Below are 18,807 nucleotides of genomic sequence, written 5' to 3'. Positions count from 1 at the left end.
TTTTTTATTACACATTGCTTAAAAAATATACAGAAACCTCTCTAAAACGAGTTGGACTGCTACAAATGTGGATGATAATTTAAACTCCACTCTTCCTAATAAGTGAGGTGAGCAATGAAATTGTTAGCTTTGGTTAGTATGGGGGTTGCAGCGAGTTATTGGTATCAAACTATAAAAAATGGCAAGCCAACTCTTCAAAAACCAAATTTCGATGAAATAGTAAAAAAATTTGTATTAGCAGAATTTAAAGCCTAATGCATTTAATCATCTTAATTAAGAAGCTCATCGGAAGATGGGCTTTTTTATTGGAGTAGTGTTTATTTCTGTTAGAGCAAATTTAATTTATAACCACTTGAGCGTAGTGATAGATGATGATTCGAAGATCATCTATTCAAACTGTAGTTTAAGATGATAAATAGGATCAAAGAAATTATGTGTAAATAAAACAAAAATTAACGGTTTATAATATTTTGTTTTATAAATTGTAATTTTTAAATTTTTGCTTAGAAATAGTATATTTAATGATGAATTGTTAAAGGGATGCTTAAGGGTATGGGATCTATGCTTAATTTTTTGTTGGTTTTTATATAAACAATATATCGTTATATTTAACCCTTATTTTTTGAAAAATAAGATGAAAAATGAAAAAAATATTAGCACTAACAATTTTAATTTCATCATCTTGTACATTTGCTGCATCAAATGAGGGAATTGAGCAGGACATCCGTAGTTATTCTTTATTGCATGGCGTTAGCACAGCAGAAGCAAATAAAGCATTATTTTTAGAAGCGAACCGAGACTCTGCACTCGACGTTATTGAAAAAGAATTTAAAGGCCGTATAGCTGGTATTTATATTGAAAGTTCACCTACATATAAAATTGTGGTTAGAGTTAAAGGTTATGGTCAGAATGAGAAACGAAATGTCGCAGTAGGAAATGCAATTTCCAAAAGTAATTTGCCTATTGATATCCAATATGGCGCTAAAGAAACCAGGGAAGTTGCTAAAGGTCAGATAAATAAAGCACAAAAATTAGTAAAAAATTATTTTAATACCATTCAAACTCTTAGCTACAATGAAAAAAATGGGAATATTGTTGTTGAAGTTAAAGGAAAAAGTACTGCTGAAAATTTAAAGAAGGTTGATCAAGTACAATCTCTTTGGAAAAATCCAAATCTACCAATTGAAATTAAATTTGTTAATTGGACTATCAAACCTTTAGTCGATGCTCATGGTGGAACATTTTATTGCAGGACAAATCGATCCGACAAGATATGGAGACTGTAACTGCTTTTGGTATTAAAAACGCTAGTGGTACAAAGTAAATGAGTACAACTGCTCATTGTCCGAATAACTTCAAGAGTAAACAGGATGGAAACAATATACATTTGTAGGTGAGATTCCATTTGCGCAGATCTAATGATCTTCAGTGGAACGGTATTCTTTCACTTAGAGCAATAGATGATGTAACAGGTGTTTGTCAAGGATATTACTATGGTCCTACAGATAAAATTTATGAGAATGGTTTTTCTTTCATTTACTAATTAAATTTCATAAATGCGATAGCATTTTTTTTGGATATAGGTAAATACAGCATAGTCCGTAAATTAAGCCCCACTAAATATCGATTATTGGCGGGGCTTTTTACTTTGTGTGTTAAGCTGATCTTTATAATTTTATGGTTTCTTACAATGTTCATTTGTATTGGTGGTGATTTAGACGGTGAAGTTGTTAATAACCGTGAAGGAACATTCTTTAAAGCTAGTGAAATAAATTCCTCAAAAGAATCAACATACAACCGCCAGAGCTATATTATTGGTGAAAATATATATCGATTTTGGCTGTGTGCGGAGTTGACCTATGCTGAGACAACAAAAATAGCGAATGATTACTTGGCGCAAAAACATCCATATCTTTCATAATTCAGATATTAAAAAATAAGCCCGCCAATTTTGGTGGGCTTAATCTATCTAGAGTAAGTAGGCTAAATACTGGTTAAGTGAAAAAACAATTAAAAAAGCCCCTCATATCTGAGAGACTAGTCATATCAATTTTCTGGAATGAATGGCTGCAATTTCTTAAATAACTAAACAAATCAAATTGATAAAAGTAATTAATAGTAGAGTAAATCAGTGCACTAATTTATTCTTTATAGTAGCAGAGCCTCAAAATAACTTCCAAAGCACTGTTAATAAGAAATTATTTGTTATTAGGATCAGGTTGTTCATTATTCTCAGGCAGATCTTTTACAGTGCCTGGAACTTGTGAAGGCTGAGTTTCAGTAGGTGGTGTTGATGCAGAATGCTTGTTCATTTGAGCTTTAATGATATTGGCGTGGTTAGTTGTATTTTGAGAAAAACTTTTAAAACCTGTCATTTTTATCTTCTTATCTTCACTAGGGAGTATTCATAGTACGCTTTAAAAGTCTTTACATTACGGTAGTTGTAAGACTTATATGTGTTGATATGTCCTAGAAAAGATCTTTATCTCGAGGACTTATTTCATAAATAAAATCAATTATATATAACCTGTTGAGTCTTATCCTTTAAATTTTGAAATTACGGTATCCAACTTTCAAGTAGGGGTACATAAAGCACACATATATAAATTTTCTCAAGATATGGGATTAATAAAGTTTTAAAAATTAATTCAATCTAGTTGCCTACAAAATATTGATAGTATAAAAATATCGTTGGGCATAATATGTAGGATTAAATTGGAGCATATTAATGCTAAAAGACATTACAATTATTGATTTCCAAGGTAAAGAAAAAAAAGCGCAGGCAAACTATACGGAAGTAAATACTAATAAAATCAGTCATTCATCTAGAGTTCAGAGACCCAAAGTTGAATATATTTTGTTAAAAGGTGAATGTATTTACCCTACTTTAAATTTGGTTTTCAACAGTTCCGATGGCAACAGCTATTATATAGAGTAAACATGACCCACTTCGGTGGGTTTTTTTAATAGTTGATTTTAATTTGACGAACGTCTTACGGCACAGTAAGCCCGCTTTGATTTGGTCTTGGCATTCTACTAAAAGAATGCACAATAGAAGCATGATGAGTGCTCCAATCTTACTGTCAGCTTTGGAAGAGCTTAAAGAAAAATGTATTAAATCTAAAGTACATTAAATTTAGTCGCCAACAAGAACTAAAAAACTTAGCTACACAGCTCCTACACGGGGCTTTTTCTTTTGATGGAATGATAAATTAAACTGAATTAAAGGTCATCGTGATATGGTATAAAAGCACCTCCAATAATAAGGACTATATATGTCAGACAATTCAACAAAATGGCTTTGTGTGGGTGGTGTTCTAAGTGGCGAGTGGCGAGAGCAGCAATTAGAAGCATTTGATGTTGATCCCAATGATTTAAATACTCATAGTTATGAAGCAATGAAACTCATTAATCCTGTTACCAAGGCAGAACAGGATTTCTATGTATATACTGAGCTACAAGAACACGCATATGACAGGGCAATAAATTTTGCCTTATCCAAAAATCAATAAGATCAAGAGAGCACTTAGGTGCTCTTTTTATTGGGTGAAATTTATTCTACAAAGCAATTTGGAAACACCAGATGATTCTAAATATGCATTAGAGAAATGAGAGTTATGTTTAAATAGTAGATCTTATAAGTCTATCTTATTACTGGTTATAAATGATGTTAAGCTTATAAGGTATAACTTTGACGAATAAAGAAAATCACATATTATGAAAGCTATTTTATTATTTTTAGTTTTTGCCTTCTCAAATACCATTGTTTTTGCTGAAGATAAAAATGATTTAAATCCTGAACCGAAATATGCGTATGCTGAAGTTTTGATTGAGCTTTACAAAGATGGACGACATGAGGAATATTTAAAAAAAAGCAGTGGATTTAAAGATTTAGATGAGAAAATACTTAAGGCTGTAAAGGAAGCCCATTTCAAGCCAATAACCAATATAAATATAGACCGCATGTATCTAACGCAACCGTTTAAAATTGAACTTAGTGATACTGAAATTAAAAAGAATTAAAGCATTTTTTTATCTGAAGACATGACCTGTTAACTAATTTCTTAATTCCCAAGGACTCGCTTCTCAAGCATATCCATAAAAGTTTTTAAAATAATATTGTGGTTTTTGCCTTTATGAGTAATTAAGCAAATAGGGGTACTGTAAAGCATTTTGTCCTTAGAAACTGGTTGCATAAAACCATCTTCAACCCATTTTTTTGCATAGTGGTCGGGTAAAAAGCCTAGAAATTTTCCGGTTAAAATCAAAAATGCAATTCCTTCACGGTCACTTGCAGTCGCTTTACAGTCTAAAAGCTGGTGCAACTTCGCTGCTTCTGGCGTGATGGCATAATTGGGGAGCACAGCTTGCCATTTTTTTAATTCATCTAAATCCATCTTGCTACACTGACCAAACAAGGGATGGTTTTTACCGCAATATAAAAAAGAACTTTCTCTATATAAATCAAAATAGTCTAGGCCAGACAAAGGGGTAACAAGAGGAATTGCTCCTGCATGTAAACGGTTGTCTAGCACACGGCACTCAATATCTGAAAGTGTACTCATACTAATGTTAATGATCACTTCGGAGTGTTCTTCGGCAAGTTGTGCCAGCGTATTGGTAATATAGCCACTTGGCATGGTGACTAAATTATTAATAATGCCTATGTTGAACTCGCCTTTAAGACGATTATGCATTTGATTCACTTTAGAGCGAAAGTCTTCGATAGATGCGGTAAGCACTTCTATATATTCTAAAATTTCCCGACCTTCATCGGTTAGGGCAAACCCTGCGCGTCCACGCTGGCATAGCCGAATGCCCAGACGATTTTCTAAATCACTCATATGCAAACTAATGGCAGATCGGCTAATGCCAAGAATACTTTCGGCAGACGTAAAGCTATGGCAGTCACAAACCGTTTTAAATATTTTAAGTAATTTAATATCAAAATCAGTGACTTGATTTAATTTTTTAGGTTTCATTTAGTTTTGTTTTTTTAAATCTAAACTCAAGATAATTTGAATTTATCAAAACTATATCGCTCTGTACACTCAAAAAATAGCCTCAAAACAAGAAGAGTGATTATGTTTGATATCGACAAATTAACTGATGGTGATTCTGCATCGGAAACCGTTCAATCAAATGCTCAGATGAGCTTAAATTATCAAGCGCATTGGATGCCTTTTTCTGCAAATCGAAACTTTGCTAAAGACCCGCGCATGATTGTGGGCGCAAAAGGGTCATATCTGATTGATGATTCGGGCCGTGAAATTTATGACTCACTTTCAGGTTTATGGACTTGTGGTGCAGGTCATACGCTTCCTGAAATTCAACAAGCCGTGAGTACCCAGTTGGCAAAGCTTGATTATTCGCCAGCATTTCAATTTGGTCATCCATTGTCGTTCCAGTTGGCCGAAAAAATTATTCAACACATGCCTGAAAAATTGCAGCATGTGTTTTTTACTGACTCAGGTTCAGAGTCAGCCGACACCGCGGTTAAAATGGCACGTGCCTATTGGCGCATTAAAGGCAAACCAAGCAAAACCAAGTTGATTGGGCGCGCACGTGGCTATCATGGAGTCAACGTTGCAGGGACAAGTCTTGGTGGTATCGGTGGTAACCGTAAAATGTTTGGTCAACTCATGGATGTAGACCATTTGCCCCACACCTTACAGCCCGATTTAAGTTTCACTAAAGGCTGTGCTGAAACTGGTGGTGTAGAGCTTGCCAATGAAATGCTTAAGTTAATTGAGCTACACGATGCATCTAATATTGCTGCGGTTATTGTAGAACCAGTTTCTGGTTCGGCAGGGTGCATTGTGCCGCCGACTGGTTATTTAAAACGCTTAAGAGAAATCTGCGATCAACACGATATCTTGCTGATTTTTGATGAAGTCATTACGGGTTTTGGGCGCATGGGGAAATGGACAGCTTCAGAATATTTTGATGTTACACCAGATATTTTAAATTTTGCCAAACAAATTACCAACGGTGCTATTCCACTCGGTGGCGTGGTTGCAAGCCACGAAATTTATGATGCCTTTATGCAGCAAGATTTACCAGAACATGCTGTTGAGTTTACCCATGGTTATACCTATTCGGCGCATCCAGTAGCTTGTGCGGCTGCTTTAGCAACACTCGATGTTTTAGAAAAGAAAAATTTAATTCATCAATCCGCTGCATTGGCTCCAAGCTTTGAAAAACTCTTACATGAGTTAAAAGGCGCTCCAAACATTATTGATATACGCAACTGCGGGCTGATTGGTGCTGTGCAATTAGCACCGCGTGATGGCGATGCGACAATTCGTGGTTTTGAAATTGGCATGCAACTTTGGAAAGCAGGTTTCTATGTGCGTTTTGGCGGCGACACGCTTCAATTTGGCCCAATGTTTAATAGCACAGAGGCAGAGTTACAGCGACTCATGAACGCCGTAGGTGAAGCAATTTATCAAGTGAAATAACACTGATCGACTTAAAACTTAATTGGAAAAGATGAATAGACACAAGGAATAAAGATGAACACTTTAGAGAATTTTGACAGCAATGCCGTTGCGAACACAGACACAAATTCAAGTCAGCAAACCGTTAAAGTAGTCGGGCATTTTATTGATGGTGGACTTGTCACTAAAACCACCATGAAACAACCTGTTTATAATCCTGCAACTGGTGAAAGTACCAAAGAAGTTGCACTTGCAGATGCAGAGTTAGTGAATCAAGTGGTTCAAATTGCAGAGCAAGCTTTTCCAGCATGGCGTGATACACCTGTCATTAAGCGTGCGCGAGTGATGTTTAAGTTTAAGCAGTTACTCGAAGAAAACGCTGACAAGATTTGTGAGCTGATTGGTGAAGAGCACGGAAAAATTTGTCACGATGCAAAAGGTGAATTACAGCGCGGCATCGAAAATGTTGAATATGCTTGTGGCGCGCCTGAGTTTTTAAAAGGTGAATATTCGAAAAATGTTGGGCCAGATATTGATTCATGGAGTGAATTTCAACCGCTAGGTGTGGTTGCTGGTATTACTCCTTTTAACTTTCCAGCAATGGTTCCATTGTGGATGTTCCCAATGGCGATTGTTTGCGGTAACTGTTTTATTTTAAAGCCTTCAGAAAAAGCTCCGTCGGCTGCGTTATTTCTAGCTGAACTATTAAAACAAGCTGGATTGCCTGATGGTGTTTTCAATGTTGTAAATGGTGATAAAGACGCTGTTGATGCGCTATTGCATCATCCAAAAATTCAAGCGGTTAGTTTTGTCGGATCAACCCCAATTGCAGAGTACATTTACCGTACAGCAACCGCGAGTGGTAAGCGTTGCCAAGCGTTAGGCGGGGCCAAAAATCACGCGATTATTATGCCGGATGCAGATATTGATAATGTAGTGACTTCTTTGTTGGGTGCGGCATTTGGTTCATCGGGCGAACGTTGTATGGCATTGTCTGTGGCTGTCGCAATTGGTGATGAAGTTGCCGATGTTGTAATTGAAAAATTAAAACAAGAAATGAAGCAATTGAAGTTTGGTCACTATGCAGATGAGCGTAATGACTTCGGACCGCTCATTACGCAAGCACATAAAGATAAAGTACAAGCTTTTATTCAAAGTGCAGAGCAACAAGGTGCTAAAATTGTTGTGGATGGTCGTGATGCAAAACCAGCAGGTTATGAAAAAGGTTTTTTTGTTGGGCCGACTTTAATTGACCAAGTTTCGCCAGACATGACCAGTTACCAGCAAGAAATCTTTGGTCCTGTTTTACAGGTCATTCGTGTCAAAACCATGCAAGATGCAATGCAGCTCATTAATGACCACGAATATGGCAATGGTACTTGTATCTATACTCGTGATGGTGAAGCCGCACGCTATTTTACCAACAATATTCAAGTGGGGATGGTCGGGGTCAATGTGCCGTTACCTGTACCAGTTGCATATCATAGTTTTGGTGGTTGGAAACGTTCATTGTTTGGTGATTTATATGCTTACGGGCCAGATGGTGTGCGTTTTTATACACGCCGTAAAACTATTACGCAGCGTTGGCCTTCAACTCAGCTTCGTGAATCTAAACAATTTGCTATGCCTACATTAAATTGATGAATAAAAGGGAAAACTCTGATTTTCCCTTTTTTGTTTTGTACAAGTTGGAGAAGTACATTTTTAAGACGGTTTTAAAATCAGTTTGTTAATTTGAAGGAATCGAATATGAACAATGATAAAACAATAAAATTAAGTGAAGGACTTTCTAATCGACATGTCACCATGATTAGTATTGGTGGCGTTATTGGTGCAGGTTTATTTGTAGGCTCTTCTGCGGCAATTGCAAAAGCAGGCCCTGCCGCTGTACTCGCTTATATAATTACAAGTATTTTAGTTTTTCTAGTCATGCGCATGCTGGGCGAAATGGCCGTAGCGCAGCCCGATACAGGTTCATTTTCTACATATGCCCGTAAGGCAATTGGACCTTGGGCTGGGTTTACCATCGGATGGTTATATTGGTGGTTTTGGGTGCTGGTTATTCCAATTGAAGCGATTGCGGGTGCTGAAATTTTACATGCTTGGTTCCCGCAAATTTCTAGTGCTATTTATGCATTCGCCTTTATTATTTTACTTAGTCTAGCCAATTTTTTTAGTACCAAAAGTTTTGGTGAATTTGAGTTTTGGTTTGCGCTGATTAAAGTCTTTGCGATTGTAGTATTCATTATTATTGGGGTAATGGCTGTATTTGGAATGTGGCCTTTAGCCAAAAATGTCAGTGGTGTCGGCAATCTATTTTCAAATGGCGGTTTTATGCCACATGGCATGGGCGGAGTTGTATCGGCCATTTTAATCTCAGCATTTTCATTTTTTGGAATAGAAATTCTTTCTATTGCTGCTGCTGAATCAAAAAATCCAGAAGAAAAAATTAAACGTGCAACCAATTTGGTGCTTTATCGAATTATTTTATTCTTTGTCGTTTCGATTTTTCTTGCGGTTGCTTTGGTCGATTGGCGTTCACCAGATTTACAAAAGTTTGGAACTTTTCAGTTTGTATTGATGAGCCTACATGTTCCAGAAACTAAACTGATTATGGATGCCGTGGTATTTATTGCGGTTGCAAGTTGTATGAATGCGGCGGTTTATACCTCATCTCGCATGTTATTTGCTTTGGGTACCCGTCAGGAAGCCCCAAAAGTTGTGACAAAAATTAATGGAGCAGGTGTACCGACTTCGGCTGTATTTTTATCTACTTTGGTTGGAGTCGTCTGCTGTGCTGTCAACTATATGTTTCCAGGCCAAGTCTTTGGGTTCTTGCTCTCAACCACAGGCTCAATTGCGTTACTGGTGTATTTGGTGATTGCATTTTCACAATTACGCTTAAGACATAAATGGGAAAAAGAGGGCACAGCCGTATCTTTTAAAATGTGGTTATTCCCATGGTTAACTTGGTTTGTGATTTTAGTCATTATGACCGTTTTAGGTTATATGTTCTTATCACCAGCCTATAGTTATGAAACTACTTTATCTTTGGGCGTAACTTTGGCAGTGGTTGTTTGCGGGTTGGTCGTTACGCGAAAGCGTAAAGCAACCAGAGCGGTTGCCATAAATTTAGATTAATTATTTAAAAATTAGCTTCTTTATAATTAAAAAGAGACCGTAAATGGTCTCTTTTTTCTCTTATCCCAAAATAAAAATGAGTTATTTCTGAGTTGTATGTACAGAAACTAAAACAGATAAACCAGGACGTAATAATTTAACGTCTTTTTGATTTTCAACAAGTTTGATGCGTAATGGAAGGCGCTGAACAATTTTAGTAAAGTTACCAGTCGCATTGGTTGCAGAGATTGGAGAGAAAAATGCGCCAGTAGATGGAGAGAAGCTGTCTACCACACCTTTTAATTCAATATTATAAGCATCGACATACACTTTAACTGGTTGTCCGATTTTGATTTGTTTTAACTCAATTTCACGAAAGTTCGCTTCTACATAGACTTGATTTAAAGGCACAACAACCATTAATGGATTACCAGCGCCAACAAAGTTACCGACGTTGGCAGACTTTTGACCAATCATGCCATCAATAGGTGCTCGAACTTCTGTATAGCTTAAATTTAGTTTTGCTTTATCAAGTGCGGCTTGTGCCTGTTTAAGGGCAGCTTGTTTGGCTTGTACCTGAATCTTGTATTGGTTGAGTTGATATTGCGCATCTATTACTTTTTCTTTGCTGCTGTCTAAGTCGGCATATTGCTCAGTCAATGTGGTTTTTGACTGCTGTGTAATTAATCTCGACTCGGCACCGAGTGCCTGTAATTGCTCATACCGCGCCGTATTATCTTTTGTGAGTTTAATTCCAGCTTCTACTTTTCTAAGCTGAGCCTCTGTTTCCCGAATAACTGTCGGTTGTCTTTCCACGGCTAACATGGCTTCGCTTAAGTCAGCTTGTGCCTTCGCATAATTAGATTCAGCTTCCGCCAAAGCAGCTTGATAATCACGTGGATCAATTCGTGCTAAAAGTTGCCCTTTTTTTACAGTCTGATGATCTTTAATATAAATTTCTTCAATATTACCAGACACTTTTGGGGCAATGGTTGAGTACTCTACATCCACACGCGCATCGTCTGTTTCAATAATCGATGAGGGTAAAAAGATAAGTTTTAAAACCCACAAAATGGATGCTAAAACAATAATGAATGCGATAACCATAACCCAATGCTTTTTGAGATATTGCACCTTTGTTAACTTGGGTGGTTCAGTGTGGGTGGTATCTTGGGCTTCGAGAGTACTCATAAAGATTTTCCTGAGTTATGACTATTCATTAACTTAATGAGAGCAATACGTGGCGGGTAAGTTCTAACGGGCAAAATCAGCATAACAATGAACAAAATTGCGGTAAGTCCGGCCAAAATCAGATATTGATCGCTAATAACTAAAACAGATTGCTGCGCCTGAATCGCAGAATTTAAGGCCGATAAACCACCTGAAACCCGTTCTGCGCCATTTTCAGTCAGTACAGGTGGGGTAAGAGGGTTAATAACAGGGCCTTGAATATTTTGAAAAACATGTTGGGCTGTATTTTCAATCAGTCGTGTTGAGTGATATTCACCACGTACTCGGTTCACCCAATCCAAAATACAAACACCAAGTACGCCACTAATGGCTCGCGGGGTATTAATCATCGGTGAAGCATAAATTGCCATGGTTGGATGTACGCTGTTTGTACCCATCATGAGTAACGAGAGCACTACACAGGTTTGCCCTAAACATGAAATTGCATGCCAAAAATAGAACTGATCTTGGTTCCATGTTGTGTCGAGTTGGCTTGCACCTAGGCAGCCTGCAATCACCAGAAGCAAACCAAAGCCATGCACATAGCGGCTGTCGACCCAAGCTTGATTTAAAAGCTTAACCACAATGGGAATATAGATAAATTGTAATGCCGCAATTTGTAAACCAATCCACATGGTTTGAGTCGGTTTATAGCCGTGTACAGCACTCAGGTAATTGAGCGGTAATGTACTTGTCGACATTCCAATAATCACAAAACAAAACAGCGCAAAAATGGCATAAGCAAAATTTCGTATTTCGAGCATTTGCGGCTTAATTAATGGGGATGGAGAACGCCATTCATGTATGAAAAATAACGGTAATGTAATGGCACTTATTAACGCCAATACACTAATCAATTTAGAGTGGAACCAATCTAGATGATTGCCATGCAATAACATGGTACTCAGGCTTGCCAAGCTAATAATCGCTAAAGTAGCGCCTGCCCAATCGTAAGTTTTTATTCTTGAAAAATTTAAAGGATCTTGAGGAATACCAAAATAAACCAACGCAGCACTTAAGGCACAAAAAGGAATGGTTTGAAAGAAAATCATCTTCCAGCCCAGCACATCTAAATAAAAAGCAGAAAGCGCAGCACTTAAGTTGGGAAAGAAAGTCGCAGTTAATGCATAGCAGGCTAAGCCCCATAGTCGTATATCTGGCCCCAGAAATCTGAGCGCACAGGCCATGAGCAAAGGAATGGTTAGGCCATTGGCAAGGCCTTGCAAGGCGCGCAATAAATAAAATATTTCAATATTGGGGCTAAAAGGAATTAAAACGCTAGAGAAGAGGCAAAGCCCTATGGCAAAAAGAAGAACTCTCCGCATAGAAAAAATGACGGCCCAACTGGTGGAAAGTATCATGCCAATAATCATGGCACTTGCATAAATACTGTTGACCCAATAACCCGAGTCGACACTAATACCCATAGCTCCACGTATGTCGACTAAGGTAATGCTGGTGATTCGGTTATTAAATTCGACAGTCATTGCAGCAAATATTGCACCTGCTAAACCGATGAGTGGCTTTGTATTCATCTTTTACCTTAAATCTTAAACATCAATTCATTGCACGGAGCAGATATTTACTGTACTGTACCGATCGGTACTGTACTCTCTAATTAAATTGCCGTCAATTCTCGATTTTGAACTTTTCGATGAGTTACACTAGGAAAGAAATCGCTAAAATTTTTATAAGGTCACTATGTCAGTTACTACTAAAACCAATGAAAAAGATCAAAAAATTCTGGATGCAGCAACAAAGTTTTTTTTGACTCATGGTTTTAGTGGCACCACAACAGACATGATTCAAAAAGAGGCGGGCGTTTCAAAAGCCACCATGTATGGTTGTTATAAAAATAAAGAAGTGATGTTTGCTGCCGTGATTGAACGACAATGCACCAACATGCAAGAACAAATTATTTTAGTCGAGACAAAAGCCGAAAACCTACGTTCTGCTTTAACTGAAATGGGGAAAACCTATTTGTGTTTTATATTATCGCATTCAGGTTTGGCTTTTTTTAGGGTATGTATTGCAGAAGCGGTCAGATTTCCAGAATTGTCTGAAAAATTCTTTCAAGTTGGTCCACAAAGACTCGCTAATATTATTGCGGGTTATCTTGAGAAATCATCAAAAAAGGGTGAAATTGAATTAGAGTCTTCTTCGGATATCGCCGCGAATATATTTTTAGCTCTATTACGAAGTGATGCCCATCTTAAGTGTTTGACTCATCCTAACTATATAATATCGGACAATGAAATTGGTTCGTGGGTTGAATATGCAGTTGATTTGTTTTTGAAAAATATCAATTACAATGAGAAGTTAAAATAATTTTATAAGTATTTCTAATCTCAAAATTGGCAAGTTTTTTCTTTATTTAAAAAGTCTAGCAATGATTTCAACTGATTTAGGTCTAGCAGCACTTGATAGGACCTGAAAATCAAGTGCTGCTTTTTAACTTTATATAAACCAAATTATTCGATGTGCGGGTGTAAATTTGGAGGTTCTAACTTCTAGTCTCTTTAAAAAGTGAGCGTTACGTGAGAAGAGTAATTTTAGCTGCTACATTAAGTTTTGCTGTACTAGGTATGCAAGGTTGTCTTTCTTTACTTAATAAAGTTGATGAAAAACCTGCTGAAAAGAAAAACGAGTATTTTTCAGAAATTATTAAGTTTAAAGGTTTAAGCCAAACGCAAATTTATGATGCTTCTAAAAACTGGCGAAATAATGTTGTGGATTATGTTTCAAGTCGAAAGATTATTCAGGCAGATGAAGTGAATAAAGTCCTGATAATTAAAGGACATGCAGGGCTAAAATTTGATAATTGTATGGACTGTCTAAGCAGGAATATGATTAAGGTCGCAGATGATTCCTTTAATTATATTTTGAAAGTAGAAGTTAAAGATCATCAAGCTAAGCTTACTTTTAGCAATATAGAACCTCGTGACAATCGTAATAATCATTTTTATAAAGATAAAAATGCAGCCATAAAAAATCAATTAAAGAACATTGTGGAAGACTATAAATTTCATATCTTACATCCCAATGCTCAGCCTGTAGGCGCGAGTCCAATGTAGTTTTCTTATATTGGCTTATAAAAATATAATTAAAGAGTCAGATAGACGCATGAGAGATAAATATCTAAGGAAAATACGCATTTATCTTTCCTAAGTAGGTGATATCTCTCTCTTTAATATAAAACAAATAAATATTGCATATAAAAATCTTGAATAAATATTGATTTCCTGTATGCTTAATTTAACTAGAAAAAAGACTTGTAGTAAATCTTCTTTAAGTATCGCAGTTTTAGTCATAATCCTTCGTTTTTTCAGATATTAAGCTCAATTCGTTATTATTTTTTCAAGTTAATTTGTCATTTTTAAATGACTTAAATTATTAAAATTCAAGGATATGTTATGTCTAATACAACTAATGGTACAGTAAAGTGGTTTAACGAAACTAAAGGTTTCGGTTTTATTCAACAAGAATCTGGTCCAGATGTGTTTGCTCATTTTAAAGAAATCGCTTCTTCTGGCTTCAAAACTTTATATGAAGGTCAGAAAGTAACGTTTAATATCGCTCAAGGCCAAAAAGGTCCAAGTGCTGTAAATATTATTCCAGAATAATAAGCGATAAAAAAAGGCCCTGAATATTCAGGGCCTTTTTTATTTATTGTGAATCAACTTCAATCACAATTTTGCCAAATGCGCCTCTAGAAAGATGGTTAAAGGCTTCAATAGCTTCTTCAAATTTATATACATGGTCAATAACCGGTTTAATTTGATGTTCATTTAGAAACTTGTTCATACGTTCAAATGAAACTCTTGGTGCTACGGCTATTCCTCGAAGTTTGGTCTGACGAAAAATAAGTGGCATTAAATTTAATTGGGTGGTTTGTCCAGTTAGAAAGCCAACTTGGGCCACGGTGCCTGCTACTTTTGTGGCTGCAATAGATTGATTAAGACCATTACCGCCCGCAACCTCAATTGTTACATCTACACCTTTACCATCAGTTAATTCGAGTACTCGCTCATCCCAATTTGGATGAGTTTTATAATTGATTCCCTCATCTGCACCCAAAGCGCGAACTTTTTCTAAATTTATATCATTGCTTGATGTAGCGATGACTCTTGCCCCATAGGCGTGAGCTAATTGGATTGCAAAAATAGAAACACCACCAGTCCCTTGTACAAGAACATTTTGTTCTGGCTTAAGGTTACCTATATCCATAAGTGAATACCAAGCTGTTAATGCAGCAATAGGTAATGTAGATGCTTCAGCATCAGACATATTATCTGGAGCTTTTACTGCGCTTTCTTCATGCAAAATCATATATTCAGCAAGACCACCTGGTAATGGCATACCTAAACAATATTCCGGTTCATTGGGTCCAGGTTCTTCATCAATCCAGCGAGAATAGAGAGTAGTATTGACTCGATCACCTAATTTAAAACGCGTTACTTCTTCACCCACAGCCACAACTGTACCTGCTGCATCGGATACGGGAATTAAAGGTTTTGGAACCATGTGGGGTTCATAAAAACCTTCAATAATCGCTTTATCTCGATAGTTTAAAGAAACTGCTCCAACTTTAATAAGGAGTTCACCAGCTTTTGGAGTTGGGGTTTCCACTTCCTCTAATTTTAAATTATTTAAACCAAAATCTTTTAGTAACCATGCTTTCATCATCTTTTCCTCTTAAAAGAACTTGATAACTTTCTTACTTAGCTATCATTTGAACTCATCTTAATTCAAGAAAATAATTTTATTAATATGATAAAATTCTATTCATTGTGGAATAAAATTCCTTAATAGGTGATTTATGGATAGTAAGTTTTCAGGAATACTCGAGTTTGTTACGGCTGTAGAGCAGGGAAGTTTTACTGGTGCAGCAGAAATACTTGGAATTACCGGATCTGCGGTAGGAAAAAGTATTAATAAATTAGAAAAAAGATTGGGTGTCCAACTTCTTCACCGCACAACCAGACGCATTTTTTTAACTCCCGAGGGAGAAGCATGGCTTGTGAGTTGTCGTCGTATTTTGGAAGAATTAGATCAAATAGAAACATTACTTTCGACAGAAAATTCATACCCTACAGGGCGTATAAGAGTTGATCTTCCTACGACTTTTGGCCGTCGATATATTTTTCCGATTTTATTGGATTTAGCTCAGCAATATCCTCAGTTGGATTTATCTGTAACCTTTCAAGACAGGGCTGTAGACATGATTAGTGAGGGGGTAGATCTTGTTGTCAGAATAGGTGACTTAGAAGATTCTACTGACTTAATTGCAAAATCACTTGGTCACCAAACACTTTTAATTTGCGCTTCGCCAGCTTACTTAGAAAAGAATGGTTATCCCTCCAATAAAGAGGATTTAAAACATCACAACTGTCTAATCGGTTGGAGAAGAAATTATAAAGGACAATGGTTTTTAAAAAATGCGCTAGGAGAAATGGAAGAGTTCAAAATTAATTATAGACATGAAATTCCAGACGGTGATGCTTTACTAAGCGCATGCACTTCCGGTCTTGGTATTGCACAACTACCAAGTTGGTTAGCTTTTGATGCATTAAGAGCTGGAAAGTTAATTTCTATTCTTCCAGAGATATCGGGTGTAGAAATACCAATTCATGTGCTATGGCAAAAAAGATGGCATTTACAACCCAAAATAAGAGTCGTAGTTGATGAAATTACAAAGTTCACGCATAACAAACCTGAATTATTTTTAGAGTAATTCAGGTTATAAAAAATTAATCTGCGATATGCTTGTCCATTTTTATACGCTCTTTATATCCACCGACGGCGGAACCCCAAAAAAGCGTTTATATTCTCTGGAAAATTGCGACAAACTTTCGTACCCGACCTGAATACTGGTGGTTGAAATATCACATTCTTCAGTCATCAATAAGCGCCGTGCTTCGGTCAGCCTCATTCTTTTTTGATATTGTAAGGGGCTCATTGAGGTTATATCACGAAAATGCTGATGAAAACTTGAGGGGCTCATACCCATTGTGCTTGAAAGCTCTTCAATGCTAAATGATTTTGCAAAATTTGTTTTCAACCATTCAATGGCTTTCACAATTCGATGGCCTGTAGTTCCCGCCGCTACAATTCGTTTAAGTCGATCACCTTGTGGACTCATTAATAAACGATAAAAAATTTCTTTAATAATTAGAGGCGACAAGATTGGAATATCTTGTGGAGTGTCTAATAGTTTTAATAACCGTATAAAAGCATCATTCAGTTCCGAATTTACGACTTCAACAGCCATTCCTTTTTTTTCAGTATTTATGTCTTTAAAAGGGATATGGGCTTCAAGCATGATTTGGGCAAGTACATAGGGGTCTAGTCGTAGCACTATTGAAAGATAAGGTAGTTCAGCCGATGCTTCAAGAATTTGAGCAATCACTGGCAGGTCAATTGCCGTAAAAAGGAAATGATTAGAATCATAGGTATAGGTTTCTTCACTAAGAATCACCTGTTTTTTCCCTTGAGCAATCATACATAGACTGGCATCCATCATACTGCTATTTGGTTGGGTCAATGTTTCCGCACGAAATAAAGTCAGTCCCATAATAGGCGTTTCAAATGTACCTTTTTCTCGGGTCCATTGATCGACAAGTTGAGCCAGTGTTTCATTATTGCCTAGAGACATATTCGTCATTCAGATTTCACCTATTGTCATCTGTGTTTTTATTGTAGGCATTTCAAATAAGAAAAATAGAGAGAATTGCAACAATTCGGAGGATTGGGCAAATCTGTGAGAGGAATAGAACAACAGCTTATAACTTTCATTTTTATACTGATGAACATGGCAAAAAAGTCGATTGATTAAAGTCTGCTGGATCATCGTTTCCAAAAACGTATTCATGGGTATTCAAAATCAATAGCCATCAATGAATATCCAGTGATGAAATCGCCTTTATTTAAACATTAAACATGAGAGAAAAAATATGACAATTGAAGTTTTAGGTTATGCTGCGCTGTCATCAGAAACTCCTTTAGTTCCGTTTAAGTTTGAACGTAGAACCCCACGTGAAGATGATGTTGTCATTCAAATTGAATATTGTGGTGTCTGCCACTCCGATTTACATCAAGCTAAAAACGATTGGGGATTTAGTGCTTATCCGTTAGTTCCGGGCCATGAAATTGTAGGGCGTGTAACCTCGATTGGTTCCAAAGTCACTAAATATAAAATTGGTGACCTCGTAGGCATTGGCTGTATGGTAGATTCATGCCGTACTTGTTCTGCTTGCCATTCAGGGCTAGAGCAATATTGTGAAGAAGGTAACATCCAGACTTATGGCGGTGTCGATCGTCATGATCAACGACCAACCTATGGTGGATATTCTCAAACAATTACGTGTAGCGAAGATTTCGTCTTAAAAGTACCTGAAAATCTGGATGCTCAAGCTGTACCGCCATTACTTTGCGCGGGGATTACCACATGGTCGCCTCTACGTCATTGGAATATTGGAAAGGGTAGTAAAGTTGCAGTTGTTGGTTTAGGTGGCTTGGGACATATGGCAATTAAACTTGCAAATGCTCTAGGTGCGGAAGTGACATTATTCACTCGCTCAGCTAACAAAGAACAAGATGCAAAACAACTCGGAGCGCATCATGTTGTGTTATCAACAGATGAAGCTCAAATGAAATCAGTGTTAAATCAGTTTGATTTAATTATTGATACTGTGCCTTATAACCATGACTTGAAGCCTTATATTCCAACTTTAGCTTTAAATGGAACCATTGTGTTGGTTGGATATTTGGGTGAAATTAGCGCAAATTCAGTTCCTATGATTTTAGGAAGAAGATCAATTGCTGGCTCGGTGATTGGCGGGATTAAGGAAACACAAGAGTTACTTGATTTCTGTGGTGAACATAACATCGTTTCTGAGGTCGAGATGATTGATATGCAAAATATCAATGAAGCTTTTGAGCGTATGTTAAAGAGTGATGTGAAATATCGTTTTGTGATTGATATGAAAACTTTATCTGATCATTAATCTTATTTGAT

The 18,807-nt window shown here is 36.8% G+C and carries 20 protein-coding genes; 14 read left to right on the top strand and 6 right to left on the bottom strand.

Going from position 1 to position 18,807, the window contains the following annotated elements:
* The first annotated feature begins 114 nt into the window (after positions 1-114).
* The 3 genes from KTH84_RS03560 (at position 115) to KTH84_RS03550 (ending at position 1,921) form a co-directional block, all read left to right on the top strand.
* Entirely contained in the window at positions 115-255 is a 141-nt protein-coding gene (locus tag KTH84_RS03560) for a hypothetical protein (RefSeq protein WP_202741994.1), read from the top strand.
* Between the two features lie 386 nt (positions 256-641).
* Positions 642-1,286, top strand: coding sequence for a hypothetical protein (locus KTH84_RS03555; protein WP_262471993.1), 645 nt, complete (start codon positions 642-644; stop codon positions 1,284-1,286).
* A gap of 404 nt (positions 1,287-1,690) precedes the next feature.
* Positions 1,691-1,921: a hypothetical protein gene (locus KTH84_RS03550; protein ID WP_262471992.1), complete on the top strand. Its 231-nt coding sequence runs from the start codon at positions 1,691-1,693 to the stop codon at positions 1,919-1,921.
* 277 nt (positions 1,922-2,198) lie between these two features.
* On the opposite strand, the gene KTH84_RS03545 is transcribed toward KTH84_RS03550, so the two are convergent.
* Positions 2,199-2,375 carry a hypothetical protein gene (locus KTH84_RS03545; protein WP_171253679.1) on the bottom strand — a complete coding sequence of 59 codons (177 nt, stop codon included), beginning with the start codon at positions 2,373-2,375 and terminating at the stop codon, positions 2,199-2,201.
* Positions 2,376-2,728: 353 nt separating this feature from the next.
* Here KTH84_RS03545 and KTH84_RS03540 point away from each other — a divergent pair, with 353 nt between their 5' ends.
* The 3 genes from KTH84_RS03540 (at position 2,729) to KTH84_RS03530 (ending at position 4,023) form a co-directional block, all read left to right on the top strand.
* Positions 2,729-2,938 (top strand): hypothetical protein, encoded by a 210-nt coding sequence (locus KTH84_RS03540; RefSeq protein WP_042896239.1) that lies wholly within the window; start codon positions 2,729-2,731, stop codon positions 2,936-2,938.
* Positions 2,939-3,275: 337 nt separating this feature from the next.
* Entirely contained in the window at positions 3,276-3,512 is a 237-nt protein-coding gene (locus KTH84_RS03535) for a hypothetical protein (RefSeq protein ID WP_004642900.1), read from the top strand.
* Between the two features lie 205 nt (positions 3,513-3,717).
* Positions 3,718-4,023, top strand: a complete 306-nt coding sequence (locus KTH84_RS03530; protein ID WP_262471990.1) for an energy transducer TonB — start codon at positions 3,718-3,720, stop codon at positions 4,021-4,023.
* Positions 4,024-4,064: 41 nt separating this feature from the next.
* Here the strand turns inward: KTH84_RS03530 and KTH84_RS03525 are convergent, their stop codons facing one another.
* Positions 4,065-4,982, bottom strand: a complete 918-nt coding sequence (locus tag KTH84_RS03525) for a LysR family transcriptional regulator (protein WP_262471989.1) — start codon at positions 4,980-4,982, stop codon at positions 4,065-4,067.
* A gap of 96 nt (positions 4,983-5,078) precedes the next feature.
* Between KTH84_RS03525 and KTH84_RS03520 the strand changes: the two genes are divergently transcribed.
* The 3 genes from KTH84_RS03520 to KTH84_RS03510 all read left to right on the top strand — a co-directional run bounded on the left by KTH84_RS03520 (position 5,079) and on the right by KTH84_RS03510 (position 9,581).
* Positions 5,079-6,461 (top strand): aspartate aminotransferase family protein, encoded by a 1,383-nt coding sequence (locus tag KTH84_RS03520; protein WP_262471988.1) that lies wholly within the window; start codon positions 5,079-5,081, stop codon positions 6,459-6,461.
* Between the two features lie 54 nt (positions 6,462-6,515).
* Complete coding sequence (locus KTH84_RS03515; RefSeq protein WP_262471987.1) at positions 6,516-8,081, top strand: CoA-acylating methylmalonate-semialdehyde dehydrogenase; 1,566 nt, start codon at positions 6,516-6,518, stop codon at positions 8,079-8,081.
* 108 nt (positions 8,082-8,189) lie between these two features.
* Positions 8,190-9,581 (top strand): amino acid permease, encoded by a 1,392-nt coding sequence (locus KTH84_RS03510; protein WP_262471986.1) that lies wholly within the window; start codon positions 8,190-8,192, stop codon positions 9,579-9,581.
* Positions 9,582-9,662: 81 nt separating this feature from the next.
* Here KTH84_RS03510 and KTH84_RS03505 read toward each other — a convergent pair whose 3' ends face one another.
* Together KTH84_RS03505 and KTH84_RS03500 are read right to left on the bottom strand one after the other, a co-directional pair.
* Positions 9,663-10,751, bottom strand: a complete 1,089-nt coding sequence (locus tag KTH84_RS03505; protein WP_262471985.1) for an HlyD family secretion protein — start codon at positions 10,749-10,751, stop codon at positions 9,663-9,665.
* Positions 10,748-12,325, bottom strand: coding sequence for an MFS transporter (locus KTH84_RS03500; protein WP_202742002.1), 1,578 nt, complete (start codon positions 12,323-12,325; stop codon positions 10,748-10,750). The genes KTH84_RS03505 and KTH84_RS03500 overlap by 4 nt, the downstream gene beginning before the upstream one ends.
* A gap of 166 nt (positions 12,326-12,491) precedes the next feature.
* Between KTH84_RS03500 and KTH84_RS03495 the strand changes: the two genes are divergently transcribed.
* The 3 genes from KTH84_RS03495 (at position 12,492) to KTH84_RS03485 (ending at position 14,413) form a co-directional block, all read left to right on the top strand.
* Positions 12,492-13,118, top strand: a complete 627-nt coding sequence (locus tag KTH84_RS03495) for a TetR/AcrR family transcriptional regulator (RefSeq protein WP_202742003.1) — start codon at positions 12,492-12,494, stop codon at positions 13,116-13,118.
* Positions 13,119-13,327: 209 nt separating this feature from the next.
* The gene (locus KTH84_RS03490) at positions 13,328-13,864 is read left to right on the top strand and encodes a DUF4468 domain-containing protein (RefSeq protein WP_262471983.1); all 537 of its coding nucleotides are present in this window, start codon (positions 13,328-13,330) and stop codon (positions 13,862-13,864) included.
* Positions 13,865-14,203: 339 nt separating this feature from the next.
* Positions 14,204-14,413: a cold-shock protein gene (locus KTH84_RS03485; protein ID WP_042896259.1), complete on the top strand. Its 210-nt coding sequence runs from the start codon at positions 14,204-14,206 to the stop codon at positions 14,411-14,413.
* A 43-nt stretch (positions 14,414-14,456) separates the two neighbouring features.
* Here KTH84_RS03485 and KTH84_RS03480 read toward each other — a convergent pair whose 3' ends face one another.
* Positions 14,457-15,473: a zinc-dependent alcohol dehydrogenase family protein gene (locus KTH84_RS03480; protein WP_262471981.1), complete on the bottom strand. Its 1,017-nt coding sequence runs from the start codon at positions 15,471-15,473 to the stop codon at positions 14,457-14,459.
* A 136-nt stretch (positions 15,474-15,609) separates the two neighbouring features.
* Between KTH84_RS03480 and KTH84_RS03475 the strand changes: the two genes are divergently transcribed.
* The gene (locus tag KTH84_RS03475) at positions 15,610-16,524 is read left to right on the top strand and encodes a LysR family transcriptional regulator (RefSeq protein ID WP_262471979.1); all 915 of its coding nucleotides are present in this window, start codon (positions 15,610-15,612) and stop codon (positions 16,522-16,524) included.
* Between the two features lie 42 nt (positions 16,525-16,566).
* On the opposite strand, the gene KTH84_RS03470 is transcribed toward KTH84_RS03475, so the two are convergent.
* A complete protein-coding gene (locus tag KTH84_RS03470; protein ID WP_262471978.1) occupies positions 16,567-17,454 on the bottom strand; it encodes an AraC family transcriptional regulator in 888 nt (295 codons plus the stop codon).
* A gap of 289 nt (positions 17,455-17,743) precedes the next feature.
* Between KTH84_RS03470 and KTH84_RS03465 the strand changes: the two genes are divergently transcribed.
* A complete protein-coding gene (locus tag KTH84_RS03465; protein WP_262471977.1) occupies positions 17,744-18,796 on the top strand; it encodes an NAD(P)-dependent alcohol dehydrogenase in 1,053 nt (350 codons plus the stop codon).
* Positions 18,797-18,807: the final 11 nt, after the last annotated feature.

The sequence above is a fragment of the Acinetobacter sp. WU_MDCI_Abxb74 genome, from assembly GCF_025513915.1.
GTDB lineage: Bacteria > Pseudomonadota > Gammaproteobacteria > Pseudomonadales > Moraxellaceae > Acinetobacter > Acinetobacter calcoaceticus_C.
Note: the sequence above shows the minus strand (reverse complement) of the source record. Positions and strands in the feature narration are given on the sequence as shown.